This is a genomic window from Rhizobium sp. BK008 (assembly GCF_014197345.1).
Taxonomy (GTDB): Bacteria; Pseudomonadota; Alphaproteobacteria; order Rhizobiales; family Rhizobiaceae; genus Rhizobium; species Rhizobium anhuiense.
Map to the genome: position 1 here is coordinate 216,804 of NZ_JACIFK010000007.1, position 26,221 is coordinate 243,024.

31 protein-coding genes and 1 tRNA gene are annotated in these 26,221 nt (G+C 61.0%); 21 read left to right on the forward strand and 11 right to left on the reverse strand.

Annotated features, from left to right (window positions below):
* Positions 1 to 237 precede the first annotated feature (237 nt).
* Together FHT69_RS25190 and FHT69_RS25195 are read left to right on the forward strand one after the other, a co-directional pair.
* Positions 238 to 1,758 carry an ATP-binding protein gene (locus FHT69_RS25190; RefSeq protein ID WP_047617134.1) on the forward strand — a complete coding sequence of 507 codons (1,521 nt, stop codon included), beginning with the start codon at positions 238 to 240 and terminating at the stop codon, positions 1,756 to 1,758.
* A 122-nt stretch (positions 1,759 to 1,880) separates the two neighbouring features.
* Positions 1,881 to 1,957, forward strand: a tRNA-Arg gene (locus tag FHT69_RS25195).
* A gap of 185 nt (positions 1,958 to 2,142) precedes the next feature.
* Here FHT69_RS25195 and FHT69_RS25200 read toward each other — a convergent pair.
* A complete protein-coding gene (locus FHT69_RS25200) occupies positions 2,143 to 2,760 on the reverse strand; it encodes a cupin domain-containing protein (RefSeq protein WP_168332453.1) in 618 nt (205 codons plus the stop codon).
* A 215-nt stretch (positions 2,761 to 2,975) separates the two neighbouring features.
* On the opposite strand from FHT69_RS25200, the gene FHT69_RS25205 reads away from it, so the two are divergent.
* Together FHT69_RS25205 and FHT69_RS25210 are read left to right on the forward strand one after the other, a co-directional pair.
* On the forward strand, positions 2,976 to 4,661 hold the full coding sequence (locus FHT69_RS25205) for a winged helix-turn-helix domain-containing protein (protein WP_183906114.1): 1,686 nt from the start codon (positions 2,976 to 2,978) through the stop codon (positions 4,659 to 4,661).
* Positions 4,662 to 4,948: 287 nt separating this feature from the next.
* Positions 4,949 to 6,850, forward strand: coding sequence for an adenylate/guanylate cyclase domain-containing protein (locus FHT69_RS25210; protein WP_168332451.1), 1,902 nt, complete (start codon positions 4,949 to 4,951; stop codon positions 6,848 to 6,850).
* Here the strand turns inward: FHT69_RS25210 and FHT69_RS34355 are convergent.
* Positions 6,840 to 6,977 (reverse strand): DUF982 domain-containing protein, encoded by a 138-nt coding sequence (locus FHT69_RS34355; protein WP_246740085.1) that lies wholly within the window; start codon positions 6,975 to 6,977, stop codon positions 6,840 to 6,842. The two genes, FHT69_RS25210 and FHT69_RS34355, sit on opposite strands and share 11 nt — an antisense overlap.
* Between FHT69_RS34355 and FHT69_RS25220 the strand changes: the two genes are divergently transcribed.
* Positions 6,933 to 7,091 carry a nuclear transport factor 2 family protein gene (locus FHT69_RS25220; RefSeq protein WP_312865608.1) on the forward strand — a complete coding sequence of 53 codons (159 nt, stop codon included), beginning with the start codon at positions 6,933 to 6,935 and terminating at the stop codon, positions 7,089 to 7,091. The genes FHT69_RS34355 and FHT69_RS25220 overlap by 45 nt on opposite strands.
* A gap of 17 nt (positions 7,092 to 7,108) precedes the next feature.
* Here the strand turns inward: FHT69_RS25220 and FHT69_RS25225 are convergent, their stop codons facing one another.
* Positions 7,109 to 7,630 (reverse strand): hypothetical protein, encoded by a 522-nt coding sequence (locus tag FHT69_RS25225; protein ID WP_028755451.1) that lies wholly within the window; start codon positions 7,628 to 7,630, stop codon positions 7,109 to 7,111.
* Between the two features lie 213 nt (positions 7,631 to 7,843).
* Between FHT69_RS25225 and FHT69_RS25230 the strand changes: the two genes are divergently transcribed.
* The 4 genes from FHT69_RS25230 (at position 7,844) to FHT69_RS25245 (ending at position 9,753) form a co-directional block, all read left to right on the forward strand.
* Positions 7,844 to 8,644 carry a hypothetical protein gene (locus FHT69_RS25230; RefSeq protein ID WP_168332450.1) on the forward strand — a complete coding sequence of 267 codons (801 nt, stop codon included), beginning with the start codon at positions 7,844 to 7,846 and terminating at the stop codon, positions 8,642 to 8,644.
* Complete coding sequence (locus FHT69_RS25235; RefSeq protein ID WP_183906115.1) at positions 8,641 to 9,198, forward strand: sel1 repeat family protein; 558 nt, start codon at positions 8,641 to 8,643, stop codon at positions 9,196 to 9,198. The genes FHT69_RS25230 and FHT69_RS25235 overlap by 4 nt, the downstream gene beginning before the upstream one ends.
* A 64-nt stretch (positions 9,199 to 9,262) precedes the next feature.
* Positions 9,263 to 9,445, forward strand: coding sequence for a hypothetical protein (locus tag FHT69_RS25240; RefSeq protein ID WP_127431025.1), 183 nt, complete (start codon positions 9,263 to 9,265; stop codon positions 9,443 to 9,445).
* Between the two features lie 11 nt (positions 9,446 to 9,456).
* Positions 9,457 to 9,753, forward strand: a complete 297-nt coding sequence (locus FHT69_RS25245; protein WP_127431024.1) for a hypothetical protein — start codon at positions 9,457 to 9,459, stop codon at positions 9,751 to 9,753.
* Positions 9,754 to 9,877: 124 nt separating this feature from the next.
* Here FHT69_RS25245 and FHT69_RS25250 read toward each other — a convergent pair whose 3' ends face one another.
* Together FHT69_RS25250 and FHT69_RS25255 are read right to left on the reverse strand one after the other, a co-directional pair.
* Positions 9,878 to 11,362, reverse strand: coding sequence for a hypothetical protein (locus FHT69_RS25250; RefSeq protein WP_028755446.1), 1,485 nt, complete (start codon positions 11,360 to 11,362; stop codon positions 9,878 to 9,880).
* 235 nt (positions 11,363 to 11,597) lie between these two features.
* Entirely contained in the window at positions 11,598 to 12,023 is a 426-nt protein-coding gene (locus tag FHT69_RS25255; protein ID WP_132573669.1) for a hypothetical protein, read from the reverse strand.
* A 280-nt stretch (positions 12,024 to 12,303) separates the two neighbouring features.
* Between FHT69_RS25255 and FHT69_RS25260 the strand changes: the two genes are divergently transcribed.
* Positions 12,304 to 12,891: a hypothetical protein gene (locus tag FHT69_RS25260; protein ID WP_183906116.1), complete on the forward strand. Its 588-nt coding sequence runs from the start codon at positions 12,304 to 12,306 to the stop codon at positions 12,889 to 12,891.
* 86 nt (positions 12,892 to 12,977) lie between these two features.
* Here the strand turns inward: FHT69_RS25260 and FHT69_RS25265 are convergent, their stop codons facing one another.
* Positions 12,978 to 13,679: a class I SAM-dependent methyltransferase gene (locus FHT69_RS25265; RefSeq protein WP_028755443.1), complete on the reverse strand. Its 702-nt coding sequence runs from the start codon at positions 13,677 to 13,679 to the stop codon at positions 12,978 to 12,980.
* Positions 13,680 to 13,907: 228 nt separating this feature from the next.
* On the opposite strand from FHT69_RS25265, the gene FHT69_RS25270 reads away from it, so the two are divergent.
* The 6 genes from FHT69_RS25270 (at position 13,908) to FHT69_RS25295 (ending at position 18,154) form a co-directional block, all read left to right on the forward strand.
* Complete coding sequence (locus FHT69_RS25270) at positions 13,908 to 14,228, forward strand: hypothetical protein (RefSeq protein ID WP_028755442.1); 321 nt, start codon at positions 13,908 to 13,910, stop codon at positions 14,226 to 14,228.
* A 191-nt stretch (positions 14,229 to 14,419) separates the two neighbouring features.
* Complete coding sequence (locus tag FHT69_RS25275; protein ID WP_028755441.1) at positions 14,420 to 14,791, forward strand: hypothetical protein; 372 nt, start codon at positions 14,420 to 14,422, stop codon at positions 14,789 to 14,791.
* Between the two features lie 154 nt (positions 14,792 to 14,945).
* Complete coding sequence (locus tag FHT69_RS25280) at positions 14,946 to 15,248, forward strand: hypothetical protein (RefSeq protein ID WP_183906117.1); 303 nt, start codon at positions 14,946 to 14,948, stop codon at positions 15,246 to 15,248.
* Between the two features lie 425 nt (positions 15,249 to 15,673).
* Positions 15,674 to 16,345, forward strand: coding sequence for a class I SAM-dependent methyltransferase (locus FHT69_RS25285; RefSeq protein ID WP_183906118.1), 672 nt, complete (start codon positions 15,674 to 15,676; stop codon positions 16,343 to 16,345).
* A gap of 19 nt (positions 16,346 to 16,364) precedes the next feature.
* Positions 16,365 to 17,000 carry a TetR family transcriptional regulator gene (locus tag FHT69_RS25290; RefSeq protein WP_183906119.1) on the forward strand — a complete coding sequence of 212 codons (636 nt, stop codon included), beginning with the start codon at positions 16,365 to 16,367 and terminating at the stop codon, positions 16,998 to 17,000.
* 272 nt (positions 17,001 to 17,272) lie between these two features.
* Positions 17,273 to 18,154, forward strand: coding sequence for an aldo/keto reductase (locus tag FHT69_RS25295; RefSeq protein WP_048338230.1), 882 nt, complete (start codon positions 17,273 to 17,275; stop codon positions 18,152 to 18,154).
* 502 nt (positions 18,155 to 18,656) lie between these two features.
* Here the strand turns inward: FHT69_RS25295 and FHT69_RS25300 are convergent.
* Positions 18,657 to 19,040 carry a hypothetical protein gene (locus FHT69_RS25300; protein WP_028755437.1) on the reverse strand — a complete coding sequence of 128 codons (384 nt, stop codon included), beginning with the start codon at positions 19,038 to 19,040 and terminating at the stop codon, positions 18,657 to 18,659.
* Between FHT69_RS25300 and FHT69_RS25305 the strand changes: the two genes are divergently transcribed.
* The 4 genes from FHT69_RS25305 (at position 19,021) to FHT69_RS25320 (ending at position 22,954) form a co-directional block, all read left to right on the forward strand.
* On the forward strand, positions 19,021 to 19,230 hold the full coding sequence (locus FHT69_RS25305; RefSeq protein WP_168332448.1) for a hypothetical protein: 210 nt from the start codon (positions 19,021 to 19,023) through the stop codon (positions 19,228 to 19,230). The two genes, FHT69_RS25300 and FHT69_RS25305, sit on opposite strands and share 20 nt — an antisense overlap.
* 18 nt (positions 19,231 to 19,248) lie before the next feature.
* The gene (locus tag FHT69_RS25310) at positions 19,249 to 20,526 is read left to right on the forward strand and encodes an alpha/beta hydrolase (protein ID WP_028755436.1); all 1,278 of its coding nucleotides are present in this window, start codon (positions 19,249 to 19,251) and stop codon (positions 20,524 to 20,526) included.
* 79 nt (positions 20,527 to 20,605) lie between these two features.
* A complete protein-coding gene (locus tag FHT69_RS25315) occupies positions 20,606 to 21,856 on the forward strand; it encodes an FAD-binding oxidoreductase (RefSeq protein WP_183906120.1) in 1,251 nt (416 codons plus the stop codon).
* Between the two features lie 60 nt (positions 21,857 to 21,916).
* Positions 21,917 to 22,954, forward strand: coding sequence for a 4-hydroxyproline epimerase (locus FHT69_RS25320; protein WP_028756127.1), 1,038 nt, complete (start codon positions 21,917 to 21,919; stop codon positions 22,952 to 22,954).
* A 42-nt stretch (positions 22,955 to 22,996) separates the two neighbouring features.
* Here the strand turns inward: FHT69_RS25320 and FHT69_RS25325 are convergent, their stop codons facing one another.
* The 4 genes from FHT69_RS25325 to FHT69_RS25340 all read right to left on the reverse strand — a co-directional run bounded on the left by FHT69_RS25325 (position 22,997) and on the right by FHT69_RS25340 (position 25,368).
* A complete protein-coding gene (locus FHT69_RS25325; RefSeq protein ID WP_183906121.1) occupies positions 22,997 to 23,377 on the reverse strand; it encodes a TfoX/Sxy family protein in 381 nt (126 codons plus the stop codon).
* Positions 23,370 to 23,732 carry a nuclear transport factor 2 family protein gene (locus FHT69_RS25330; protein ID WP_183906122.1) on the reverse strand — a complete coding sequence of 121 codons (363 nt, stop codon included), beginning with the start codon at positions 23,730 to 23,732 and terminating at the stop codon, positions 23,370 to 23,372. The genes FHT69_RS25325 and FHT69_RS25330 overlap by 8 nt, the downstream gene beginning before the upstream one ends.
* Positions 23,729 to 24,310 (reverse strand): TetR/AcrR family transcriptional regulator, encoded by a 582-nt coding sequence (locus tag FHT69_RS25335; protein ID WP_132573651.1) that lies wholly within the window; start codon positions 24,308 to 24,310, stop codon positions 23,729 to 23,731. The genes FHT69_RS25330 and FHT69_RS25335 overlap by 4 nt, the downstream gene beginning before the upstream one ends.
* Before the next feature lie 389 nt (positions 24,311 to 24,699).
* Positions 24,700 to 25,368: a TetR/AcrR family transcriptional regulator gene (locus tag FHT69_RS25340; RefSeq protein WP_168332445.1), complete on the reverse strand. Its 669-nt coding sequence runs from the start codon at positions 25,366 to 25,368 to the stop codon at positions 24,700 to 24,702.
* A gap of 81 nt (positions 25,369 to 25,449) precedes the next feature.
* On the opposite strand from FHT69_RS25340, the gene FHT69_RS25345 reads away from it, so the two are divergent.
* Positions 25,450 to 26,190, forward strand: a complete 741-nt coding sequence (locus FHT69_RS25345; protein ID WP_183906123.1) for an SDR family NAD(P)-dependent oxidoreductase — start codon at positions 25,450 to 25,452, stop codon at positions 26,188 to 26,190.
* Positions 26,191 to 26,221: the final 31 nt, after the last annotated feature.

Below are 26,221 nucleotides of genomic sequence, written 5' to 3' on the forward strand. Positions count from 1 at the left end.
CGCTTCCAACTTCGTCGTTTCACCCGCGGAAAGGCTGATATTTGCCTCGTGGGCGCCGCAAATTGGTCCCTCCCTCTTGTGGGGAAAGGTTGGGGAAGGGCCTTCCTTCTCCAAGCTGGACGCTTCTTTGTGACGACGTGACGCTGCTCGCAAAGATTTGAAAGCGGACCATCTTGGTCTAATATAAAGCTCCAGCGGTAAGGGCGGCGCAAATGCTGCCGATCGGGCGAGACGCGAATGCCGATGAAAGACCAGGGTGACAATCCTTCGGCGGAGACCCCGGCGGCCGGCGAGGCTGCGAGGGCGCCGTGCCCGTCTGCCCGCATGTTCGGCGGGCTCTCCGGCAAGCTGCTCTGGCTCACCGTCTTCTTCATCATGCTCGCCGAAATCCTGATCTTCTTCCCCTCGGTTGCCAGCATGCGCATACGCTGGCTGGAAGACAGGCTGAACACGGCCGCCGCCGCCGCCATCGTCATCGACGGGCTGCAGCCGGTCGAGCTGCCGCGAGCACTGCAGAAGGAAACGCTGGAGGCAACCGGCACCAAGGCGATCGTGCTGCGCAAGGACGGCACCTCGCGGCTGCTGGCGACCACCGATATGCCGACCTCCGTCGATGAAGCCTATGATCTCACCGACGTGCCGCCAATGACGGCGATACGCGATGCGCTCGACACGCTGATCTTCGGCGGCAGCAGGATGATCCGCGTCTATGGCCCCGTCGGCGACACCAATACCGGCGTCGAGGTGGTGATGAGGGACAGGCAGTTGCGCACGGCGATGTTCGCCTATTCCCGCAACGTCCTCCTTCTGTCGGTGCTGATCTCCGTCTTCACCGCGACGCTGATCTTCTTTGCGATCAACCGCATCCTGATCGGCCCGATCCGCCGGCTGACCGGCAGCATGCAGCAATTCTCCTCCGATCCGGAAAACCCGGCCCATATCTATATCGGCGACGGCGGCCGCGACGAACTGGCGGTCGCCGGCCGCAACCTCACCTCGATGCAGATGGAGCTGCAGAAGACGCTGAAGCAGCAGAAGAACCTTGCCGCTCTCGGCCTTGCCGTCTCCAAGATCAATCACGACATGCGCAATATCCTGGCGTCGGCGCAGCTGATGTCGGACCGTCTCGTCGATGTCGACGATCCGATGGTCAAGAGCTTCGCCCCGAAGCTGCTGCGCACCATCGACCGCGCCGTCGGCTATACCACCGAGGTGCTATCCTACGGCAAGGCGAGCGAATCGGCGCCGCGCCGTCGCCATATCCTGCTTTTGGAACTGACCCAGGAGGTCAAGGACATACTGGCGATCGATCCGCAGAGCGGCATCGAATTCGTCGAGCAGATCGGCGCCGATCTCAAGGTCGATGCCGATGGTGAACAGCTCTTCCGCGTCATCCACAATCTCTGCCGCAACGCGCTGCAGGCGCTGACCGCGCCGGGCGAGGGCGCCCCGGGTACCTTGAGGCGCATCACCGTCGCCGCCCAGCGCGTCGGCAGCGTCGTCAGCATCACGGTCGACGATACCGGCCCGGGCATGCCGCTGAAGGCCCGCCAGAACCTCTTTGCCGCCTTCCGCGGTTCCGCCCGCTCCGGCGGCACCGGCCTCGGCCTCACCATCGCCCGCGAGCTGGTGCTGGCCCATGGCGGCACGATCGCGCTGGTGGAAAAGCCGACGGTCGGCACCCAGTTCCGCATCGAGATCCCCGATCGCCCGGTTTCGCTGGAGGATTATCGCAGCCGGACGCATTTGGAAAAGTGACCTCGCCCGGCAAGGCACAGCCGCGAACAGGCAAAGACGCGATTTTTTCAGAAATGCTCTTGCATTGTCCCGAAGGACGTTTTAGAGGATCGCCACGCAAGCGGCACCGCCGCATTTTGCACGCACCCGTAGCTCAGCTGGATAGAGCACCAGACTACGAATCTGGGGGTCAGGAGTTCGAATCTCTTCGGGTGCGCCATTCTTCCCAATTACCATGCCATCGGTCTTCAGGCCCCGGTTACGGACTGGCCATTTGGGTCTGATCGCACTTCAGTTCGTTATTTCCCATGCACATCCTCTAGGTGCGCGCAAGCTCGCAGCTATGCCTATGAGGCGCGTCGCGTCCTACTGGATCGGTGCCGTATGCCAAGCCGCCAGATGGCCTCAGTCGAGTTTGGCCGGCGACGAGAACGGCAGATTGGCGTCCACCACAAAGATGGCGAACTCATCGAGATCGCTTGTTCCGGCATTAAACACTTCCATCGGTGTATCCGCGCCATGACCAACCATGGTCGTTCCGGCTTCGGCATAGGCCATGCCGTGCGGCGTCCTCTGGCCCAGCTTGCCGGCCAGCACATAAAAGGCCTCCGGCCCCGGATGTGAATGGATCGAAGTCTTGGCGCCCGGCACGCCTCCGGCGCGGTTGATGCGCAGCAAATATTCGCTTGCGCTGACCGGTGGGATGGGACCAATCGCGGCGACCCTGGTTCCGCCTGGCGTAGAGCCATCCTTTGGTCCAAGCGTGAACAACCACACCTTGCCTGCGACCTCGGCCGCGAGTGACGTCGGGCCTGCGGCGCTTTGGGCCTGGGCCAGCGTTGGGAAATTCTCCAGCCGCCAGAACAATGGTCCGGGCGGCAGTTCCTTCACCTTCTTCTCGACCACTGGTTCGACGAGCAATTTGGCATTTTCGGCCGTCGCGGCGGACGTCGTAAGACCGAAAGCAACCTGCGAAATGAGCAGTATTCCGATCAGGCTCTCTGTGAGGGTTCGCAGGTTCATGGTGGTTCTCCTACCGATTCAACCTTGCATATGGTTTGGGGACGATGGTCGCGACGCGCGCTTGGTGCGACGTTGGACGCGCACAATGCCAATGTCCCGAACGACTGGTGATCGTTCGGTGAAAAATTGCCGAAAAACAAAGGCGCTGCGGCGGCATTCACGGAGTTGCAGCTGTCTGATATGATAATGGATGTCCCCGCGGCAGGAGGCGGAGGATGGATTCCCGGGCTGCCAGGACGTTCGCGGTTAACGGCGTTATCGTTGATATTGCCGGAGGGATTGTGTGTGACCGGGAAGGGCGCGAGATCGCTCTCAGGCCGCAGGCCTTCCACCTCCTGAAGTATCTCCTCGAAAACGCCGATCGGCTGGTCACCAAAGATGAGCTGATGCAGGCGGTGTGGCCAGGCGTGTTCGTCACCGATGACAGCCTGGTCCAATGCGTGCGCGATGTACGCCGCGCTCTTCACGATGAGCAACAGGCAGTTCTCAAGGCCGTACCGAAACGCGGATACCGGCTGATGATCACCGCCGCGAACCCGCCTTTGGCGCCGGCAAGGTGGAAATGGACTGCGGGTCTGGGCCTGGTGGTCTTTCTGGCGGCAGGTGCAGTCTGGCTCTTTACAAGTTCCGCAATCGAGAAGCGTCCCGAGGCGGGGCTGCCATCCATCGCGGTGCTGCCCTTCGACAATTATCGCGGTGACGAGGCGACCGGACGCCTCGCCGATGGCCTCGTCGAGGACATAATCACCGATCTGGCGGGGTTCCCTGAATTCGAGGTGATCGCCCGCAACTCGACTGAACAATACCGGGACAAACCAGCCGAGCCGAATGAGGTGGGCAGGACGCTTGGCGCGAACTTTATTGTCGAAGGCTCAATTCAACGCCAAGCCGATCGGGTGCGGGTTACAGCACAACTCATCGACGCCAAAACGAACAAGCACCTTTGGTCGCAGCGCTGGGACCGGCCGGACCGGGACCTCTTTGCGATTCAAACGGAGATTGCCGGGCAGGTCTCCAACCGGCTCGGCGGCGGAGGCCGCGTGATCCAGGAGGCAGGCCGGATCGCGGCCCATCGCAAGCCGCCAAGCGACCTTACCGCCTATGAGCTGTACCTGCTCGGCACGGAGAAGCTTGCGAAGATGAATCGCGCTGATGTCGAGGAGGCAATCAAGCTCCTCAAAAGCGCCGCGGAACTGGACCCGGGGCTGGCGCGCGCCTGGGTTGAACTTTATCACGCGTATAGCGTCATGCCGAGTTTTGGCGCCGATTTCGAGGTCAACTTCCGACTGGCCGCCGAGGCCGCCGAGCGCGCGGTCACGCTCGATCCGATGGACGCCGAGGCGCACGCCGTGCTGGGCTTTAGTTTCGGCGACAGGAACGATCTTGCACGCGCCAAAGCGGAATTCGACACGGCGCTGCGCATGGCGCCGAACCAGTTCGAAATTCTGACCTTCTACGCCTTCTTGGCATCCACCTTCGGCGAGCCGCAGCGCGGTGCGGAGATGGTCGATCAGGCAATCCGCCTTAATCCGATCTACCCGGTGTGGAGTACGAGAATCTTTGCTGCTGCCTATTTCATGGCCGGACGCTACGAAGATGCGCTTCGCATGCAGGGTCAAATGGGTCCGGAAAACTACGGTCGACGGATGTGGGTATATCGTCCAGCCGCGCTAGCCGCCACCGGCCGCACGGCGGAAGCGAAAACGGCTCTCACACAAGCACTGAAATGGTTTCCCGATCTCACCATAGAGGGATTTGTGAGCCTTCCTGATACAAATGAAAACGACAGGCGGCGACTGATCGAAACCATGCGACTTGCCGGCTTTCCGCCCTGCGCAAAGCCCGAGGCATTGGCCGGTTTTGTCAAGCCTTTCAGGTTACCTGAATGCGTCGAGCGTTGAATCTCGCAAGCAGTCTGCGGCGCGGATAGCGGTAACTTCGAGATTGAAACCTAGCTGGCCGGCTCGTTGCAACCGCACAAACCCTGAAATGCGCTACGAATGGTCTCTTCAACGGATGGTCGCTCGGCAGCGGCTTAGAGCGTCAGTGTTTCTGGAAGGAGCCAATTGCACCCAACGCGGCCAACCCAATGGCTCACCTCTAAAATCGGCTATTTTCCCGACATGATTGCGCCGGATTCTAAGCGCTACGATTAAGCATTGCGGTCAACAGGGAGTGGGGGCTTCCAATGCAACGCAGGCTTTCGGCGATCCTCTCGGCTGACATCGTCGGCTACACCCGTTTGATGGAAATCGATGACATCAGCACGCTGAACCGCCTCAAGTCGTTGCGCCATGACCTGGTCGACCCCTGTATTGCGACTCACAACGGACGAATCGTCAAGCTGATGGGTGATGGGATGCTGGTGGAGTTCGCCAGCGTTGCCGATGCCGTAAGGTGCGCCACCGAGATTCAAAGCACGATAGCCAGAGCCGAACCCCAGGAGGCCCAAGACCGCCGTCTCGTATATCGCATCGGGGTCAATCTTGGCTACATCATCGTCGATGGTGACGACATCCATGGTGACGGGGTCAACGTCGCGGCGCGCCTGCAATCCCTCGCCGATCCCGGCGGGGTCGCGATCGCTGGCATCGTGCGCGAGCATATCGGCAGCAAGTTGGGGGTCGACTTCGAGGATTTCGGCCAACATTCCGTGAAGAACCACGAGAGGCCCATACAAGTCCACATGGCGCGCTTCGGACACAGATGGCAGGATTCACCGCCGAAGCGGCCTCCTGCGGCGGTGATCGCCGAAAGCGAAGGCGTGTCTATTGCGGTGCTACCGTTCACCAACATGAGCGGCGATCCGGAACAGGAATACTTCAGTGATGGCATCACCGAGGACATCATTACGGATCTTGCGAAAGTGTCCGCGCTCAGCGTCATCGCCCGCAATTCAAGCTTTATCTACAAAGGTCGCGCCGTGGACATGAAGCAGGTGGGATGCGAACTCGGCGTGCGGTATGTGCTGGAAGGCAGCGTGCGCAAGGCCGGAAACAAAGTGCGCATTGCGGCTCAGCTTATCAACGGAACGGATGGCCGGCACGTGTGGGCGGAGCGATACGATCGCGACCTTGAAGATATATTCGCGCTGCAGGACGAAATCTCCAAGCACATTGTCGACGCGCTTAAGGTCCGGCTCCTCGCAAAGGAGCTTGAGACTATCACCAAGCGGGGAACCGACAATCCGGAGGCCTATCAAATTTATCTGATGGGGCGGTCGTTCTTTAACCGTGGACACGAATCGAGAAGCATAAAGGCAGCCCGGGGTCTGTTCGCGAAGGCCGTCGACCTAGATCCGCGCTATGCACGGGCTTATGCCGGACTGTCCGACTGCGACTCCTACCTTCTGCTCGCCAATGATCCGGCTGCCACATATGACAACATCCTAGACAACGCCAACCGGGCTCTGGAGCTCGATCCAGGTCTCTCCGACGCCCATGCATCGCGAGGCATCGCAATGTTTACCAAGGGCCTGCGGGCTGAGGCCGAGGCAGAGTTCGAGCTCGCCCTCGAACGAGATCCGACCTCTTTCGAGGCGAACTTCTTCTACGGGCGCAATTGTCACGCGCAGGGCCAGTTCGAAAAGGCGCGCGGCCTCTACGAGCGCACTATCGCCTTGAAGCCAGATGATTATCGGGCCTGGGACCAGCTGCGAGCGGTCCATATATCCCTTGGGCACCATCAAGAAGCAGTTCAGTCGGCGCGAGAGTGCCTTCGGCTGATAGAAGGAGAGATTGCCGCACATCCAGACGAGCCGATCCTTATGTGCTATGGCGGCTGTTTGCTGGCGGATCTGGGCGAGATGGAGCGTGGAGCGTCGTGGGCGTCCCGTGCCGCCGCAATCGCTGGGGACGACCTCAGAGTGCTCTATAATCTCGCTTGTTGCTATGCGAAGCTCGGCAAACCTGCTGAGGCCATTGCCTGCCTTGAACGGCAGGCGTCCGGATCGCCTACCTATGTCGCGTCGGTCGTGGCGTGGATGAAGAAGGACAGCGATCTAGATCCTCTCCGGAACCATCCGCGCTACCTGGCTCTCGCCGACCGGATGGAAGCTCAGCTAGCAGAGCCTCCTGGCCTCATTCCTTGATCGGGATTCCGGCTTCGATCGCAGCGTCGATAAACGCCTGTCGCGCCTCCTGATCGATTGGCTTTCGCCGGCCGCTGCCACCGTGAAGGTCAGGCTGCGGATTCATTCCAACGTTTTCATCGACCATCTCTGCTTCGTGAAAGGCATCGAGGGCTGGCGGATCGTCGCCAAGGTCTGGCATCTGGAAACGGTGAGGGTATCGTTGCCCGCTCCACAAGATCAGGCCTTGCCGGGAAGCTGATGGCGCCCCGGCGACGCCTAGAATTCCTGAACGAATTCACACGCCAGCAAGGTTTTGCCTGGCAGGGCATTGCCTTGGCGGGCAACGATGGAGACCTTTCCGGGTCCGGCCATTCCCGGTTCCGGCTGCAGATCTGCCGGCAGTTCGCGCGAATAGCCCTTCGTAGATGCACCCAGCAGGTCCGAGGTCTCCCGCTTCAAGCCGTATTTTGCGGCCAGATCGTCGGCGCGTTCGCCTTCGACCAAAATTCCAACCGCGTTGCTTGCAAAGAAAACCTCGTTCGATTTGAAGCCGTCGCGGCCGATCTGGTTCGGGAGTTTGTAGATCGCCGCACCCAGAGACGACGTGTCTGGTTTGGCCAAAGCCTCCACGACGTCATAGATCTTCATTGCCGATGTCATCGTATAGGGTGGCTTGCAAAGGGCTGCGTCAAAGAACTTGTCATTGGCTGACTCGGCCAGAACCTGTCCGGCCTGAAATGCCGCAAAAGCGACGCACACAGAGAAGGCGGCGGAGCGAATGAATTGAGCGTTGGGCATGGAATATTCCTGAGAGCGCTATGGCGGTTAGCATTCGTTGTAATGCATCGGGATGCTTAGGGGATTCGAAGCAATTGTGCTACCTTAAGTTTAGCCCCTCGACATTTTCTGAAGGGCTGCCAAATGTTGAGCGAAAGGGCGCTGTCGATGGCGAACGGACAATTCGGCTTGCCCGGCTCGGAGTCCGGACAGTTTGGTAGGGCGAAAATGTAAATGACGTCACGAATGCAGGAGCACGTCGTCGAATTTCAGAGCCTCGCCGGCAGTGTGTCATCGATTTCATCAGGCAATCCAAACTCTCTTCTCAAGGCCACGGCCGGCCTGCTGGATGACGCCGATCTGCAGAGCATTGCGCGCGCCGACTACGGCAATGACAGCGAAGAACATCTCGCCCGGCTCGTCGATATCGCCCGGCTGTGCGAATTGCCGTCGCCATTGCAATGGCATCCCCGCGAGGTTCTGGAACTGACCCGGTGGTCTGAACCCGGGCAGCAGGGTCCCGGCATGGTGGCGAACCTATCCAGGCAATGCGCGTTTGCGTGCACGGTTCTGCTCGTCTCCTATGGCGACCCGCGCAACGCGGGTGCTTCTTATGGCGGCAACCAGACACTCATAAACTTGATCGGCAGCCTGGAAGCCCTCGGCTTGGATGTCGGGGATGACGTTCTGTCGCTGTTATTCTGGCTGATTCCGCGCCTGCCGGAACATGAAGCGGGAGAGATCCCCTTCTTCGGGCTGGCCATGCTGTGGTTCGCGCTTGGCCGTCCGCACCAATGGAACGACGCAGCGCTTCTCGGTCTCTGCGAGTGGATCATGGTCGCCGAAGAGGCCGCCAGGCGCCGCAGATCCCCCGGCATGGATGCAAGCGGAGCGTGGCTGGTTTCGGGAACCGGCTATGACACCCATTGCGACCGGTGGCGGAAATTGGGGCGGAGGCTGGCGGATCGGCTCGACATGCGTCACGGCCCTGAGGTCAGAGAGGCTGTCCAATTGATCGGAGCAATGCTGGCATGACTGCGTCTAATGAGGAACTGGCCCAGCAATTGTACAAACAGAAGCGTTATAAGGAAGCCTTGCCTCTGCTGGAGGAGGCGGCAAATGCCGGATCTGCCTGGGCTCATGGAGTGTTGGGTTGGATGTATTGGTATGGCCATGCTGTTCGAAAGGATAAAGATCAATCGCTTCACCACTACCAGCTGGCCTATGACGGTGGAAACGAGTCCGCTGCTCATCCTCTTGGGCTCAGCCATTTCGACGCTGGACGCGCCGAACTCGCGCTGGAATGGTTCCGGAGAGACCGGCATCACCCGATATCGTCGCTCTATTGGCAATACAGGACGATCGAGGCGCATCCCCATTTGGCGCGGCATGCCGACGAAGCCGATGACATTCTGTTGGCTGCAGCCAATGGCGGCCACCTGTTCGCGAAACGTGATGTGGCTTTTCGAATGATGAAAGGGCACAAGCGTTTTGGCACACGACGCCAGGGTGTGTTTCTATGGTTGGGTCTCTATCCCGATCTGTTCCGTCTGGCCCGTGCCGATTCCTATGATGAACGGCTCCGCTAAAGCATGTCGCGCAAAACTGCGGAGAGAGAGATTGTAGTGACGTCTTTCGAAGACAGGAGAACCCATGATCGCAGCCTATATCGATGAAATCATCATGTTTTGCGCCGGCCTGTGGATGGCGTCCGTCGGCTTTGGTTATCTGCCCTTTCCCGGCAATCCGGCCAGCCGGCCGCCGGTGGTTCGTCACTTCAAGTGGATGGGTCCTTTGCTGCTCGTGATCGCCATCATTCTAGCCGCAGCCTCATAGTCTCACCCGCAATGAACAATATGTTGGCCTGCCCGTCCTGCGGATTGGATGAAACCGAATCGATCGTCCATGGCGGTTCGTACATTCTTCGATGCGCCGCCTGCGGCGAAGCAATCGTCGCGACATCGTTCATGGCGATGCTCGACTCGGATCACCGGTGTTCGGCCTTTATCGATCCGGGTCCCGGAAAACACCCTGCGCCAGATATGCTCGTCGCCGATGGACCGCTCCGGCAGATCGCAACGGCAATCAGCGCTGCGGCGAGGGATGGAACTTTGATACGTCTGATCCCCGAAGCAAAGGATTGAAGCCCCGCGTCGTTCCCCCGTTCATTTTGCCATCGGCGATTGACCCGGCGGCTGAAGTGAGGGGCAGCTGACCAGGGCGCGGCCGATGATGCCGCCGGGAAGGCAGACTGCACAGGTGGCGCCTTCATGGGCGTAGCCGGACGACAATCTTGGCGCCGGGAGCCTTCAGCTGTTCCGCCAGCGCTTCCAAATCTTTCCGATCCGTTCCCGACAGAACAATGCGGCCATCCATGATCGGCTCCCTCATCCAGGGTTCCATGACGACATTGTCGTTGATCAGCATCTGCGTTTGTCGCCCCAATGCCGCCTGGGTGAAATCGCGGAATGCGGCAGCGCTTTCCGGGGTGAGCATGATATTCAGTCCGTGGTCGTAGGACACGGGGGACAGAGCTACCTCCGCACTCTTCACCGCAAGCGAGACAGGTGCGATTGCCTTGGCCCCGTCATCATCTGCGGCAGCGGCCGTATCTTGTGATGCCGTTGGCGGCGCAGGAGGTGTCGAAAGCTCATCCAGGATGCCCGGCCCGGTCTTGGCCGATGGCAGCGGCTCGATGCCCAAATCAGGCGTCTGCAAGTCTTTTGCCGTCAGCACGGCAGGCAGCGGCAGCTTGGCCGGCATGTCCTCGCGTTGGATATGGGTGTATGTGCGAAACGTTGCGTCTCCCGTGGTAACGGTCACGATCTCCGACGCTTCGAGCGTCGAGCCATCGTTCAGGGACACCACGAGTTCGACGCTTCGGTTCTTGCTGGCGCGTTTGACGGAAGCCAGCTGATCGGCCGTCAGGCTCTTTGCCCGCTCGGCAAAGCTGCTCATCAAATTTGCGATCACCGGCTGCTGCGACTGGCTGAACGCTGCGGCATCGGCTTCCTCCGACAGCGAAAGGGTTGCCGTGCCTGCGGTTGCGTCGGTCGATTTCAGGGTCCAGGTCGAGGTCACCGGGACATTGACGCCGCCATAGTCCTCGTCTCGGGATGCCACCGAGGCCTGTCCCATTTCCATCGTCTCCGCCTGGTAGGATTGCCCTGTGGCAAGCAGTTGCGCTTCCGGCGCCAGGGCGGCAACGATCTGCAGAGGGTTCGCCTCCAGCTTGGCGATAATGTCATAGACCCCGCTTTCCCGCGCCGCGGAGGCGCCGGCTGAGGGAGCGCCGCCAGCAGCCATCTCCCGCATATGCGCCACGATCTGATCGGCATCGGAGAGAGTGCGCGGGTTGCCGTTCAGGTCGGTTTCGAATTCGAGCGTGGCGGTGCCATAGGCTGTCAGAGAATTCCGATAGAGCAGGTTCATCTGATAGCTATCGGCAAGGCCAGCGGTGCCTGCCGGCAAATCGGCGCTGAGGGACCAGCGGACCCGCATGCCGTCTTCATCCCGCGACAGCACCGTCATACGCTGGCGAAACGCGCCGCGCATCGTCATGGCCGAGGCGCCTGGCTTGTCGAACCAGAACGACATATCGGTCTCAGTCGCTTTTTGAACGCGGTAGCTGCGCTCGACGCCCGTCGCCGGCGCGTAGCCCGGGATCTCGATGCCGCCGGCGGACCAGGCCGGATGGGAGAGTGTGAGGCACAGGCAAAACCAGGCAAATCTCTTCCAATGCAGTGATGTCATGCGGGCAGGGCCTCTGAACATTAAAGGTTGTGGGGCGCCGTTCGGCCGCCGACCGCGAGCATATTTGCTGATGAAGAGGACGGGTAGTGCCGAGGCTGCGATAATCGTCCTGCGCGAAACTGCTTGAGGTTTTCAAGATCGAGATCGGGAGAAGGTCAAGTACTTCTCATCGGCCGTTCCAGTCTCTGCCCCAAGACAGCGAAGCGAAAGGCCCCCAAGACAGCGAATCGAAAAACTATTGCTCGTCCGGATGGTCTTTCATATAGGCTTCCCTTTCTTCCTTCCCGAACAAGGATGAGTAATAGCCGCTGCAAACCAGGTATGAGCACTCATCCGGGTTGCCCGTTTGCCATCCCGGCTGGCAGAGGACGACGCGACGGAATTTGGCGTTGCAAAGCCCGTGGTTTGCCAGGAGCCGCGGATCGTTTCCGAAATACGCGCTTATGGCGTCCTGGTGAGTCCATGCGGGAACGATTTTCCAATCAGCGGCGCCGCCCTCAGCGCTCACATTGCCGGTCGCACAGAACGACCAATTCGAGATCACGACCGGCTGATCGCAGGGAAAGGCCTGGACGGCGCTTGCCAGCAAGATCGAAAACAAGACCAGCAATCGCTTGCCGCAAACCACCACGCTCTTTTCCCCCATGCCGATCATTCGCATCGCGCTCCTACCCCTCGAGATTCAGCGCCCTGATCCTAGCAGACGCAACCGAACGATGTAAGATCGAAACTAAGAATATTTTCCTAGTTCATGGATCGTTCTTGCGCTAGGTTGCCATGATTGCAACCATGGAATGCCGGATGTCGAGCAAATTTTTCCTTATCGGCGAGTTGGTCGCCGGGACGAGCCTGGGCCGCCGCCCGCTTTATGAACAGAATTCCCGGTCTCGCAGGGTGAGTAGATTGCCGAAGGATCGGCCGGCAACGCGGGCGAGGGGCTGATGGCGGAATTCAACCCTCGCGACAAAAGCCGAACCAGTCAGGGAAAGACGCGGGCGATGGTGCGCAAGCATACCGCTCCGCCGAGCGGCACGGATGACGGGTGCCTTCGCTGGCAATGGTTCACCATTCAGTTGCTGGAATCTGCGGCCTTCACGACACTGAGTGCGAATGCCTGCCGCGCCTTCTTCCGCATCGTCATCGAGCACACGTCGCACGCCGCCTTGGAAAACGGCAAGCTTGTCGTGACGCATCCGCAGTTCGTTTCCTACGGCGTGACCGGCGAATATGTGGCCGATGCGATCGACGAGCTCGAATATAAGGGGCTGATAAAAGTTCGCCGCGGCCGGGCGGGCAGCGGGGTCGCGCATCCCAACCGGTTCACGCTCACCTTTGTCGGTGATCATGAAGGCGCGCCGCCCACCGACGAGTGGAAGCGATGCACGGCCGAAAGATGCCGGAAATGGTCCGAGACCGACCGCAAGATTGCCGCTGACAAACGCGGTCGCGTCGGCAGGAAGAAAAAAACGCCACTTCGGGATCCCGAAATTCCCCCGCTTCGGGATTCCGAAATTCGCCGCGCTTCGTGAGGCGTCGGCATCAGGAAATATGGAATGATTTCAATAGCGCAGCCAATTTCGGGATTCCGCAGTGCTATATAGATTTTGGTGGGGAGTTACTGTCGAAGGCACTTGGCGACGATCAGGAACTCCGTCTCCCGTCCCCCGATCCTTCCGGCCGAAACTGCGCGCAGCAGAAGGCCGAAAGCCTCATAGAGCCAATAAAGCGGGGGAATTCTGTCCTTGAGCGCATGCACCTGGGTCGACACATATTCGCCGACGAAGACGATATCCATGCCGAGTTCCTTCAATGTCTGGGCAATCTCCGAATGGGATGCCTCGGCGGCGTGCTCGACGCGAAACGGCGCATAGCCCGGCTTCCCTGCGTTTTTCTGCCGCAGCACGTAGCGATAGAACAGGACATGGCTCCACCAGGGTGTGAGGTCGGTGAAGATCCCCTTGGCGGAACTGAGGATCGGACCTTTGACGAACACCAGACCGCCGGGAGACAAGGTATCATGGGCTCTCAACAAGGCGGAGCGCGGGTTTTCCAAATGCTCGAGAACGTCCCAGAACACGCAGGCGTCGAAGCGGCGATCTCCATAGTCGATGGTTTGAGCATCGCCGAGGATCCTTTCCGCGGCGTCCTTGTTCTTCTCGAGCTGCTCCTTGGAGATGTCCAGGACCGTATATCGCGCGCCTTTTAGTGGGATATGCGTGCGAGAGCCGCCCCCAACCTCAAGGATATCCGTGTTGATCTTGCTGGAAAACGCTGATTGTGCATGTGACAGTGCGTCGTTTACCCACGGCGAAGCCATAATCTTCCTCCCCCGGAGAGATTAGTGTCTACTATTGTAAGTAAGCATCAATGTAATAATTTAGCAATATTTTAAACATATTCGGGGCGCCCGCCATTCTTGGCCCGCATGCCCGAAATAGACAAGCGGCGGCTTTTGTCTGAAAGGGTGATTTGCCTAGTTTCGCGCAACCTTCCTGATGTATCCGCAGCTCTGATGATCTCAGAGGCGCTTCGGCCGGAGGAATGCATGATGGTGGGAATTTTTCGGGCTCTGGCTGCCCTGGCGATGATGACGGCGCTTGCCGGCTGTGTCGACCATGCCAATGATCCCGTGCTCCTGGCAGTCGGCGTGCCGGTCAACCCGCCTTCTGTTGCGCACGGCATTTGCATGACCGACGGCAACGCCATGTATGACGAGGCGCGGAAGCAGTATCAGCTGCGCGCCCAGCTGACCGGTTATGCCGGGGCCGATGAACTTGAGGCGGAAACCACGGCGCGCGCCGCCGCCCATCGTCAATATGTCGCCTGCCTCTCCGGCCAGGGCTACCGGACATTATACGCGAATTGAGAACAGAGAATTCACGGTGCAGCCCGGCTGCTCTTTGAGCTCCTCTTCTGATCGCGACTTTTCACGTTTTTCGGCGATTTAGTCACGCCGGATCGCCTGCAATCACGAGTTTTGGAATTGCATGTGAGCCACGGAACTCCGCCGGTGGGGAAGGCATTCTCCCGAGATAAATCCAGTAAGGAGGGTTTATCATGAAAATGCTCAGACTTGCCCCTTCCACCGCCGCGCTCGCCACCCTTCTCGCCATCGCCTCGATTGCATCAGTGCAGGCGGCTCCCGTCCAGACGGCTTTCCCGCCCGGTATTTCGGAGGTAAAAACGGTGCAATATAAACCACATGCCGGATCCTGGCATGGTTATCAGGGCTTCCGCACCGAACGCCCCGGCACCCGCCGCCATTCCGATGGCTATTGGTATCCGCTGGCCGCCTTCGGCGTCGAAGCCGGCACCACGGGCTCCATTATCCGCGAGCCGGTGAACAGGCCGGCAGCACCGGAAATGTGCAACCCTACGTTTTCTGGATCGATCGGCCCCGGCAGCATGCCGTGTGATAACGGCTATTGAGCCGGCACAGGAAAGAGGCGGCGACGAGCCGCCTTTTTCTTGCTCGGCGTGCCGCTCACATATCCGTGACCTCTGTTTCGGCGCCGTAGTATGTGACAGATCGCCTTCCTAACTCCGGGGCGCAAATTCCCTGAATCCTCCCAAGGAGACGATGATGACCACCACGTTCAACAACGGCCTGATGGCCGCTGCCTTCGGCGCAATGCTCGGCCTTTCCGCTTTCTCGGTCACGGCAGCTCCCCTCCAGTCGAGCGCGACGGAGCAGGGTGCAGCCACGCGTCCGGTTGCCGGCCAGGAAACCAGGGTTGAGCGCGACCGGCGCACGACCGATTCGATCGGCACGCGCGCCTCGGACACCACGGGCTCGACCCATTATATGATGAACCCGAAGAAGCCGTTGAACATGGATTGCAAGCTCGGCTTCAACCCGACGAGCAGTTCCAGCTGCAACTACTGAGGCCAGTGCGGTAGTCCTCCTGTTCGCGCTTGTGGCTGCCCCTCACCCTAACCCTCTCGCCGCTCGCGGGGCGAAGGGACGTGCCCTGCGAAAGGTTAGTGGGAACGGAGAGGTCGCGGCATGGTCCCTTCGCCCCGTTTGCGGGGGTCCGAAGGACGGGTCGAGACCCGTGGCTCGACCCCGGTCGGCGCCGGCAGGCGGATGAGGGGCGGGACCCCAGCCCACGACATGGCCTTCCGCAACGGTCACGCTCATATCTTGCATCAAATGCAAAAATGCAATAAGTACAGAATCAAACAATATTGGATGCCGGCGCTGCAATAAGCCGCATCGAAGAGCGATTGACCTGTCTGCCTTGGAATTGCCATGCTCGCCGCGATGGTCGCTTTTCATAATCAATCGAATTTCAGACAGGTGGGATAGTCATGACCGCAAAGGCCGCATGCTCCGATTTCCTGCATTTTTTCCGCTCATGGATCAGCAACCCGCTTCGCGTCGCGGCCATCGCGCCGTCGGGCGATTCGCTGGCCAGGATCATGACCAGTGAAATTGTCGCACTTGACGGGCCGATCATCGAGCTCGGCCCGGGCACCGGCGTCTTCACCCGCGCGCTTTTGGCGCGCGGCGTCAGTGAGGCGGATCTGACGCTGATTGAATACGGTCCGGAGTTCATAAACTCTCTGCAGGCGCGTTTCCCCACGGCGCGTGTGTTGCAGATGGACGCGGCCCAGCTCGCTCATGCCGATATTTTCGACGGCGAACCGGTTGGCGCTGTCGTCAGCGGCCTGCCGCTGCTCTCCATGTCGCCGCGCAAGATCGCCTCGATCATGGCGGGCGCCTTCGCCTATATGCGGCCGGGCGGGGCGGTCTATCAATTTACCTACGGTCCGCGCTGCCCGGTGCCGCGGCCGATCCTCGACCGTCTCGGCCTGAAGGCGGTGCGCATCGGCGGCACGGTGCGCAACCTGCCGCCGGCCTCCGTTTACAGGATTTCGCGCCGTAAGCCGCTGGAACTGTCGCGCGAGCGCTTCAACTATCGCAACAGCGAGACCGAAATCGACGATGTCGCCGCTTTTTCCAACGAAACCGGCGGCTGAATTGTGATGCCGGGCAGGAATGGCTGAGAGCAAGCGGACGGAGACGGGGGAGGGCCGGCGGGAACGCAAGCGGCGGCAGACGCGCGAGCGCATCGAAAACGCGGCGATGGCCCTCTTTCTCCAGCGCGGCTTCGACGCCACGACGATCGAAGACATCACCGAGGCGGCTGATGTCTCCAAGCGCAGTTTCTTCGACTATTTCCCCTCCAAGGAAGAGGTGGTTTTCGCCTGGCAGGATAGCTTTGCCGATCGGCTGATGGCGGAAATCGCCGCAAGGCCTGCAGAGGAATCCTCCGTCGAGGCGGTCGAGGCCGCGATCACCACAACCGTCATCGCTTCCGTCGACGAGCGTGGCCTGGCGCTCGGCGAACTCATCCGTTGCACGCCGGCGCTGAAAGCCCGCGACCAGCTGAAATACGCCAAGCTCGAACAGAAGCTCGCCGAGGCGCTGCTGCTGCGCAGGGGAAATGACTCGGAGCAGCGGTCGCGGATGCGCGTCCTGGCGGCAATCGTCATCGGCGCGCTGCGCGTCGGCGGCGAACTCTGGCAGCAGCGCCCGGCAGGCGCCTCGCCGCAGGCTTTCGCGCATGAGATCTTCGCCGAGCTTTGGAAAATGCTGGCGGAGTTCGGCGACCAGGCGAAGACCAGGCTTTGACGTAGGGCGCCTCGCAGTCGCCTGTACGCGCTGCGCGTCCGTCCGACGGCAATGTTTTCATCGCCGTCACTGTTATCCCTGCAGTGCCATCCTATATGTGCAAGCGTCGCAGCGACCACATTCTCATTCATCATCTCGATGGGCGGGTCATCACCATGCCGGCATTCCTTTCGATCAGGGCGCATTCGCGCTCGAAGGCATCCCAAAAGCCCAGGCATCTCCGACCGTTTCATCGACTTTCAGTGATCTATTGACCCAAGAGAGGAAAGACCATGTCCAGTTACAACGCAGCCAAGTCAGGCACCTTCAAGATCGGCGGCGAGATCGAGGTCAACCGTCTCGGATACGGCGCCATGCGCGTGACCGGTGACGGAATCTGGGGCGAGCCCGCCGATCATGCCGAATCTATCCGCACGCTGAAGCGGCTGCCGGAGCTTGGCGTCAACTTCATCGATACGGCCGATTCCTACGGCCCCGATATTTCCGAATGGCTGATCAAGGAGGCACTGCATCCCTATGCCGCCAAGTCCGTCGTCGCCACCAAGGGCGGGCTCACCCGCCACGGCCCGAACATCTGGCTGCCCGTCGGACGTCCGGAATATCTGATCCAGCAGGCGCATAAGAGCCTGCGTAATCTCGGTGTCGAGCAGATCGATCTCTGGCAGTTGCACCGCATCGATCCGAAAGTGCCGGCCAAGGAACAGTTCGACGCGATCAAATCGCTGCTCGATGCCGGCCTCATCCGCCATGCGGGGCTGAGCGAAGTGTCGGTTGCCGACATCGAAGCGGCGTCGAAGCACTTCAAGGTCGCGACCGTCCAGAACCGCTACAATCTCGTCGACCGCACCAGCGAGGACGTGCTCGATTATTGCGCCAAGCACAATATCGGTTTCATCCCGTGGTATCCGCTCGCCGCCGGCGATCTCGCCAAGCCGGGTTCGCTGCTCGATACGATTGCCAGAAAGCACAATGCCGCCCCCAGCCAGATCGCGCTCGCCTGGGTGCTGAAGCGCAGCCCGGTCATGCTGCCGATCCCCGGCACCTCAAAGGTCAAGCATCTCGAGGAAAACGTTGCGGCGGTTGATATCACGCTGTCGGACGAGGAATTCTCGGCTCTCGATGCCGAGGGTCGGAGGGTGTTCAAGGCGGCTTGATTTGCACCCGGTGGCTGCCCCTCACCGTAACCCTCTCCCCGTAAACGGGGCGAGGGGACCTGCCATGCGAGAGCCGAGGCGGGAATGGAGAGGGCGCGGCATATCCCCTTCGCCCCGTTTGCGGGGGTCCGAAGGACGGGTCGAGACCAGTGGCTCGACCCCGGTCGGTGCCGGCAGGCGGATGAGGGGTCCAGCCTCGCCGATCTCCTAGGCCGCAATTTTCGGCAGAATTTTGACCACATGGTCAAACATGCCGTAAAATGAGGCGCTGGCCTGTTATTTTAGAGGCAAGCCATGCGCTGATTGCATTGCTGCATTGCGGTATTTTCGCTATTCCCGATCAAAAGAATTGGGTATTACTATCTTCGTAAGCAGCGCACTCCTCCTCCCAGCGCTCTTACATCGGACTGACAACACTCCTCCTCCCAGTTGTCAGTCAGGATCAAGAGCCCGGCGCACCTCCTCCCGCGTCGGGCTTTTTTCGTTTCCCCATCGAAATCGATCAATTGCCGATCCGTGCCACGCCGGTCCTGCCGTTATCCCGGGTCCATTTGACCTTGTTGGCGCCAGTGCGTTCGAGTGCGAAGCACATCGGCCTACCCTTGTTCCAGCTCTGGAATTTCTGGCAGAGGCGGTTGGCGTCGATCCACCATCTGCCGCTATCGCTGGGCTTGAAATAGCGGCCGAGACCGATCGCCTTGCCGTTGCCGTCGACCTTGCCGGAGGAGCGGAAGATCAGCGGTAGTTCGCCGCCGAGCGGGGTGGAGAGGTAGACCGTCCTGCCGATGATATCGCGGCGGATCTCGGCCTCGCCGAGCGTCTCGGTCGAGCCGAGCGAAGGCATCAGCACCAACGTCGATAAGCATGTGATCCCGAGCAATTTCATCACCGTGATCCATCGATTGAATGCGATCGGGAAAAACGCCGTGGACGGCAGAAAGTTCAAGAGCAAGCCCGCAAAACTGCGCCGCGGTCCGGGTCCGGGATTGCGCAAACAAAAGGCTTCCAGCCCGCGCGGTTTGACTCGGCAAGCCTCGTCGGACTATTTGAACGGGCGCCGCCTGTCCGGTGCGTGAACCGATTGGAGTTTGGTCATGATCGGCAAAAGGCGCGGCTCGCGTGCGGCTCTGACAGGTCTTCTGGTGGCAATCATGGCGCTTTCCGGCTGCGGCGGCAGGCCGGTCGGTGTCATGCAGGCGGCCGGCAGCGTGCCGCCGGGCACCTCGAAGGTCGATCTGCTCGTCGCGACGACGCGGGCTGCCGATGACAATCCCGCCGTGCTGTTCTCCGGCGAACGCGGCACCGGGCTCGCCGTCAATGCCGTCGACGTCTCCATTCCGCCGGACGCCAATCGCAAGGTCGGCCAGGTGCAATGGCCAAATCGGCTGCCGGCCGATCCGCTGCGCGATTTCGTCACCGTTTCCGTCGATCCGCTGGAAGGCGAGCGGGCAGGCGAGACCTGGCTGAAGAGCCACATGCCGAAGAGCCGGCGGGTGCTGGTCTTCGTCCACGGCTTCAACAATCGTTATGAGGACGCCGTCTACCGCTTCGCACAGATCGTCCATGATTCGCATGCCGACGTCGCGCCGGTCGTCTTCACCTGGCCGTCACGCGCCAGCATCTTCGATTATAATTACGACAAGGAAAGCACCAATTATTCCCGCGACGCGCTGGAGGAGCTGCTGACCCGCACCGCCGCCAATCCCGCCGTCAGCGACGTCACCATCATGGCCCATTCGATGGGCACGTGGCTCACCGTCGAGGCGCTCAGGCAGATGGCGATCCGCAACGGTCACGTCGCTTCGAAGATCAATAACGTCATCCTCGCTTCGCCCGATCTCGATGTCGACGTCTTCGGCCGCCAGTTCGCAAGTCTCGGCAAGGACAAGCCGCACTTCACCATCTTCGTCTCGCAGGACGACCGGGCTCTGGCGCTGTCGCGGCGCATCTCCGGCAATGTCGACCGGCTCGGCCAGATCGATCCCTCCGCCGAGCCCTATCGCAGCAAGCTCGAGGCGGCCGGCATCACCGTGCTCGACCTCACCAAGCTCAAGGGCGGCGACCGGCTGAACCACGGCAAGTTCGCCGAAAGCCCCGAAGTGGTAAAGCTGATCGGCGACCGGCTGATTGCCGGCCAGACGATCACCGATTCCAATGTCGGGCTCGGCGAAGCCGTCGGCGCGGTGGCGATGGGCGCTGCCCAGACCGCCGGAAGTGCCGTCAGCGTCGCCGTCAGCACGCCGATCGCCATCTTCGATCCGCGCACCCGGCGCAACTACGACGCCCAGCTGAAACGTCTCGGTCAGTCGATGAACAATACCGTCGGTTCGGTCGGCGACAGCGTCGGTGCCGGTCTCCCCGAAAGCCAGTAAGAATTCCATAGGCATCATCGAAGATCTGATATATCAGAGTCGCGACGGCAATCCTGTCTGCCGTGCGATGGGTTGATTCATGGCGGATGAGACGAAGAAGAGCGTGGTTGTCGTCGGCGCGGGCGTGATCGGCGCCTCGATCGCCTTCGAGCTGCAGCGGCGGGGCCTGGCGGTGACGCTGATCGACAAGGGCGAGCCGGGACGCGGCACCTCTTTCGGCAATATGGCGAGTATCGCGCTGGATTTTGCCGCCGGTTCCGGCCCCTCGACCTGGAAGAAGATCCCCGGCTGGCTGCTCGATCCGGAAGGCCCGGTCTGGCTGCGGCCCTCCTATGCGGCAAAAATGCTGCCCTGGTTCCTGCGCTTCCTCGCCGCCGGCCGGCCCTCGCGGCTGAGAGCGATCGAGGATGCCGGCATGAGCCTGTCGAACCGTGCGCTCGGCGATTTCAGGCAGATGTTGCAGGCGATCGGCGCGCCTGAATTGATGACCGAGGAAGGATGCCTGGCGATCTACGAGACCGAGGCGGAATTTACCGCCGATCGCGCGCATCTCGCCATGATGCAGCGCTACGGTCTCGAATTCGAGGTCTTGAGCAACGGCGCCATCCAATATTACGAACCCGCACTATCACCGGCGATCGCCAAAGCCGTGCTGCTCCCCGACAATAAGTCGATCCGCGATCCCTACAGGCTGGTGGTCAAATTGACCGAGGCCGCCCTGGCCGCCGGTGCTGCCTTCGTTTCCGGCGCGGTGAGGAATATCGAGCGCCGGGGCGATGGCACATCAGTCATTCTCCTCGAGGATGGCAGGCGCATCGAAGCCGGTTCGGTGGTGCTTGCCGCCGGTGTCCACACCCGTTTCCTCGCCGAAAAACTCGGCGAGCCGATCCCGCTCGAAACCGAACGCGGCTATCACACCCAGATCATGAAGCCCGGCATCTCCATGCGCTATTCGGTGATCTGGCCGCATCGCGCCTTCATGGTGACGCCGACGGCGGGCGGCATCCGGGTCGGCGGCAATGTCGAACTCGCCGGTCTCGACGCGGCTCCGGATTTCCGCCGCCCCCGGGTGCTGGTGCGCCATGCCCAGCGTGCGCTGCCCGGCCTGAAGGTCGAGGAGGCGACGGAATGGATGGGTCATCGCCCGGCGCTGCCCGATACGATCCCGATCATTTCGCCGTCGTCGAAGATGCCGGGTGTTTTCTATGCGACCGGCCACGGCCATCTCGGCCTGACCTATGCCGCAACGACAGCGCTTGTGATCGCCGATATGGTGACCGGGGTGAAACCATCCGTCGATTTGACCGCGTTCCGCATAGACCGGTATTAACTTGGAACGATCCGCATCGATGGCGGCATCCCCCGTCACGTCCGAACTGGAGTTTTCGATATGAGATGGAAGCGCACGATCCAGCTGCTGGATGTCCATGCCGAGGGCGAAATCGGCCGCGTTGCGATCGGCGGCGTGCCGAAGATCCCGGGCGACACCATCGCCGCCCAGCTGCATTGGCTGAACACCGATCCGAAGGGCGATGAGCTTCGCCGCTTCCTCTGCCTGGAGCCGCGCGGCGCGCCGATCGGCTCGGTCAACCTGCTGCTGCCGGCGCGTCATCCTGACGCGGATGCCGCCTTCGTCATCCTGCAGCCCGACCAGGCGCATGCGAGCTCCGGCTCGAATTCGATCTGCGTCACCACCGCCCTGCTCGAATCCGGCATCGTCGAGATGCAGGAGCCGGAAACGATCGTCACGCTCGAAACCGCCGCCGGCCTCGTCAAGGCGACGGCAACCTGCCGCGACGGGCGCTGCGAGAAGGTCAAGCTCACCATGGTGCCCTCCTTCGTGCATGAGCTCGATGTCGGCGTCGACACGCCGCATTGGGGAAGGATCAAGGCCGATATCTGCTATGGCGGCATTTTCTATGCCCTTGTTGATGTCGGCCAGATCGGCCTGACGATCGAGAAGGCCAATGCCGCTGGCCTCGTCCAGGCCGGCATGATCCTCAAGGAACTGATCAACCGCGACATCAAGGTCGTCCATCCCGAGATCCCGGCAATCTCCGGTGTCGCCTATGTCATGTTCCGCGATACCGAAGCCGACGGCACGGTGCGCACCTGCACCACCATGTGGCCCGGCCGGGCCGACCGCTCGCCCTGCGGCACCGGCAATTCCGCCAATCTTGCCACCCTTTATGCCCGCGGCAAGGCCAAGGTCGGCGACACCTTCACCTCGAAATCGATCATCGGCTCGGAATTCGAGGTCGGGCTACAGGCGGTGACCGAGGTGGCCGGCCGCCCGGCCGTCATCCCCACGATCACCGGCCGCGGCTTCACCTTCGGCCTGACCCAGGTGGCCCTCGACCCCTTCGACCCGCATCCGAACGGCTTCGCCCTGACGGATGTCTGGGGACCCTCGGCGGGAGAGATTTGACGCTCAGGCTCGATCCGGCGAAGGCCGGGCCTGGCATCGGCATTAGCCAGGTGGGTTGAAAGCGAGCATCGTGTCGGAGAGTTTGTGGCCGGCCGTGGGCGTAGCGTGCAATGCCCGCTGCGAGTACGCGTGCAGCAATGCGGGATCATCGATCACATAGGCCGGGACTGCGTAGTAGCGGCGAACCGTCACCTCCCTGCCGGCCGCACGGTAGCTGAACGGTTCGGAACCATCGGCCTCGAACTCCGCGCGCATCGCATCGTCGACGCGGAGATACAAGATGCCCTTCATGACGAATCCGAATTGCGCGCCGTTTCGGACCAGAGCGGATCCGCCGAAGAAGCGTCGGACATCGATGGAGCCGGCTGGAGCGATCTGGCCCGCAAAGTCGAGCGCCAGCCTGCGTGTCGCCTCGCTACTCATGCGGCTGTGGCGCCAGAGGATCGAAGAAGCCGGTGATCGCGCCGAGCCGGCCATCGGAAATCACTCCGAAGCTGGTGCCCGTCTGCAAGACCATGTCGCCTTCCCGGCGCAGTGCCCAGCGTGCCAGCGAACGTTCATTATGATGGAGAACGCTCAATATCTTGAACCGGCCTCCCGGTACGCTCTCCTGAAATCCGGCCATGTAAGCCGAGAGACCGGTTCGTCCCGCGATCGTTCCATTCGGATCGCAATAGGTCACATCGTCAGCGAGACAAGCCAACATTTCCGGCTCGCGAGCGGCAGCATCCAGCGACCAGATGGCTGCATATCGATTCCATAGCGCCTCAGGTGTCATGACAGCGTCTCCAGTTGATTGAATTCGTCTTCTATTGCCTGCCGCAGGCCGGTCTTGTCTTCGCCGCCGCGAATGAGCACGAGGAGGCCCTGATAGAGGGCAAGAAGGCGGATGGCTGTCCTCGTCGCCTTGGCGCCATCGGCATCCCGAGCGAAGGTCGACGCCTCGGTAAGCCTCGAGCCGAATGTGGTGCGGAGGAGACCGAGCGCGGCCTCGACACGGGGATGCGGTTGGACACCACCGCCGAATTCCACCGCCGTGTTGGTGATCAGGCAGCCGAGGGAGCCGTCGTCGGGCTCATGCAGGAGTGAAAGGAACAGTTGGCGCAAGCCTTGAAGTCCGCTCCCTGGCGGCGCATATCGCGCGATCCGCCCTTCCAGGACAATCCGGTGGTAGTGTCCGAACGCTGCGTCGAAGAGGCCGGCCTTGTCGCCGAACGAATGATAGATGCTGCCGCCTTTGAGGCCCGTCGCCTCCTCAAGGTCCCGGATTGATGCGCCTTGATAGCCCTGCTTGCGAAAGATGTGCATCGCCCCCGTCAGCACCGCCTCCTCATCGAATTCCCGCGTCCGGCCCATAGTCGCTCCGATTCTTTATCGTTCATTCTAGAATGGCTGATAAAGAATGCAAAAGCAACCGCCTCCGGTGACTTTCCGGAAAATCCCGCCAGATCGACCTCGGTCGAGCCAGGCGATTCCACGGGATTGGAATGTGCCGGGGAGCCACTCAGGACTTCGTACGAAATTTGGCGTGAGAAGAGACTGCCTCGTCTCAGCCTAGAGCAATTCCAGGAAAAGTGCGAAGCGGTTTTCCGTTCGGAATTGTGTAAAAACAAAAAGTTAGAGCGGTTCGGCGTTTCCATGAGAAGGTGAACCGCTCTAGCGCTGATGAAGTGGTCGCCCGAAGCTCCCGAGGCGATTGACCAAGGTGACACATGAGCATCCACGCAGCGATGTATGAAACGCGATCAGCCTTGCCCGCGTTCGGCATCCGCGGTCCGAGTGTCCCAACCCAGCATGGCCAGCTCGGCGACTGCCTCCAGTTCGCTACGGCTCGCTCCGTCACGGGCCAGGATCGACATGCCGTTCTGAACGGTCTGGATGAATCGGGCGAGCGCATGGATGTCGGTCGAGACCGGAATTTCGCCTTCTGATATCGCCTGGTTCAGGCGCAGCTTCAGGCGGTCGAGCGTCACGGTGCGGGCGGCTCGCACGAGTTCGCCGAGTTCCACATAGCCCTCACTGCCGACCGAAGACAGCGTCACCATGCAGCCGCGGGGAATATCCACGACACAGCCGGTCAGGACAGCGGCCGAATCCATCAGAAGCGACTTGACCGCTTCGCGGGCCGTGCCCGCCGAAAAGAAGCCTGCCCAGACCAGCGCCTCGTTGTCCTCGCGATAGTGGCGCAACGCTTCGGCATAGAGCGCCTCCTTCGAGCCGAATGCGGCGTAGAGACTCGGCGATCCGATCCCCATCGCCTCGGTGAGGTCGGCGATTGAGGTCGCCTCGAAGCCCTTGATCCAGAACAGACGGGTCGCCTGGGCGAGGGCTGCTTCCCGATCGAACGCCCGCGGCCGTCCGCGGCTGCGGGCAGGGCTGTCATCGACTTTCCGGTTCTCATCCGATTTCTGCATCGATCATTATATAAACCCGTTGACACCTCGCGGCAATGCGCCTAGCTATTTATGTATCGATCATTACAGAAAGAGAAGATCATGACAGAACTGGCTGGTAAGCGTGCCCTGGTCACCGGTGGCTCGCGTGGGATCGGCGCCGCCATCGCATTGGCGCTTGCCGACAAAGGCGCTGATGTCGCCATCACCTATGAGCGTTCGGCCGATCGCGCCGCCGAAGTCGTCCGGGCGATCGAGCACAAGGGCCGCAAGGCGCTTGCCATCCAGGCCGACAGTGCCGATCCGGCGGCCGTGAAGCGTTCGGTCGACGAGGCCGCCCAGGCGCTCGGCGGTCTCGACATTCTCGTCAACAATGCCGCAATTGCGCTTTACGGTGCGATCGCCGACGTCAGCGTCGAGCACATCGATGCGCTGCTGGATGTCAATGTGCGATCGCCTTTGCTCGCTTCGCAGACCGCCATTCCCTATCTGCAGGCGGGAGGCCGAGTCATCACGATCGGCTCGGCCGGTGCCGAACGCATCGTCGGTGACACCGGTACGGTCTATTTCATGACAAAATCCGCGCTTCACTCGTTTACCCGCGGCCTCGCTCGGGAACTGGGATCTCGCGATATCACCGTAAACCTGGTCCAGCCGGGCTCGACCGACACCGATATGAATCCCGCCGATGGCGACTTCGCCGACTTCCAGCGTGCGCTGATCCCACTTGGTCGTTACGGCAAGCCGCAAGATGTGGCGGCGGCTGTGGCTTTCCTCGCGAGCCCGGCTGCAAGGCACATCACGGGAACCATTCTCACGGTGGACGGCGGCTTGAACACCTGACCTTGTCGCGGCACTCCAATTGTCTTCATCC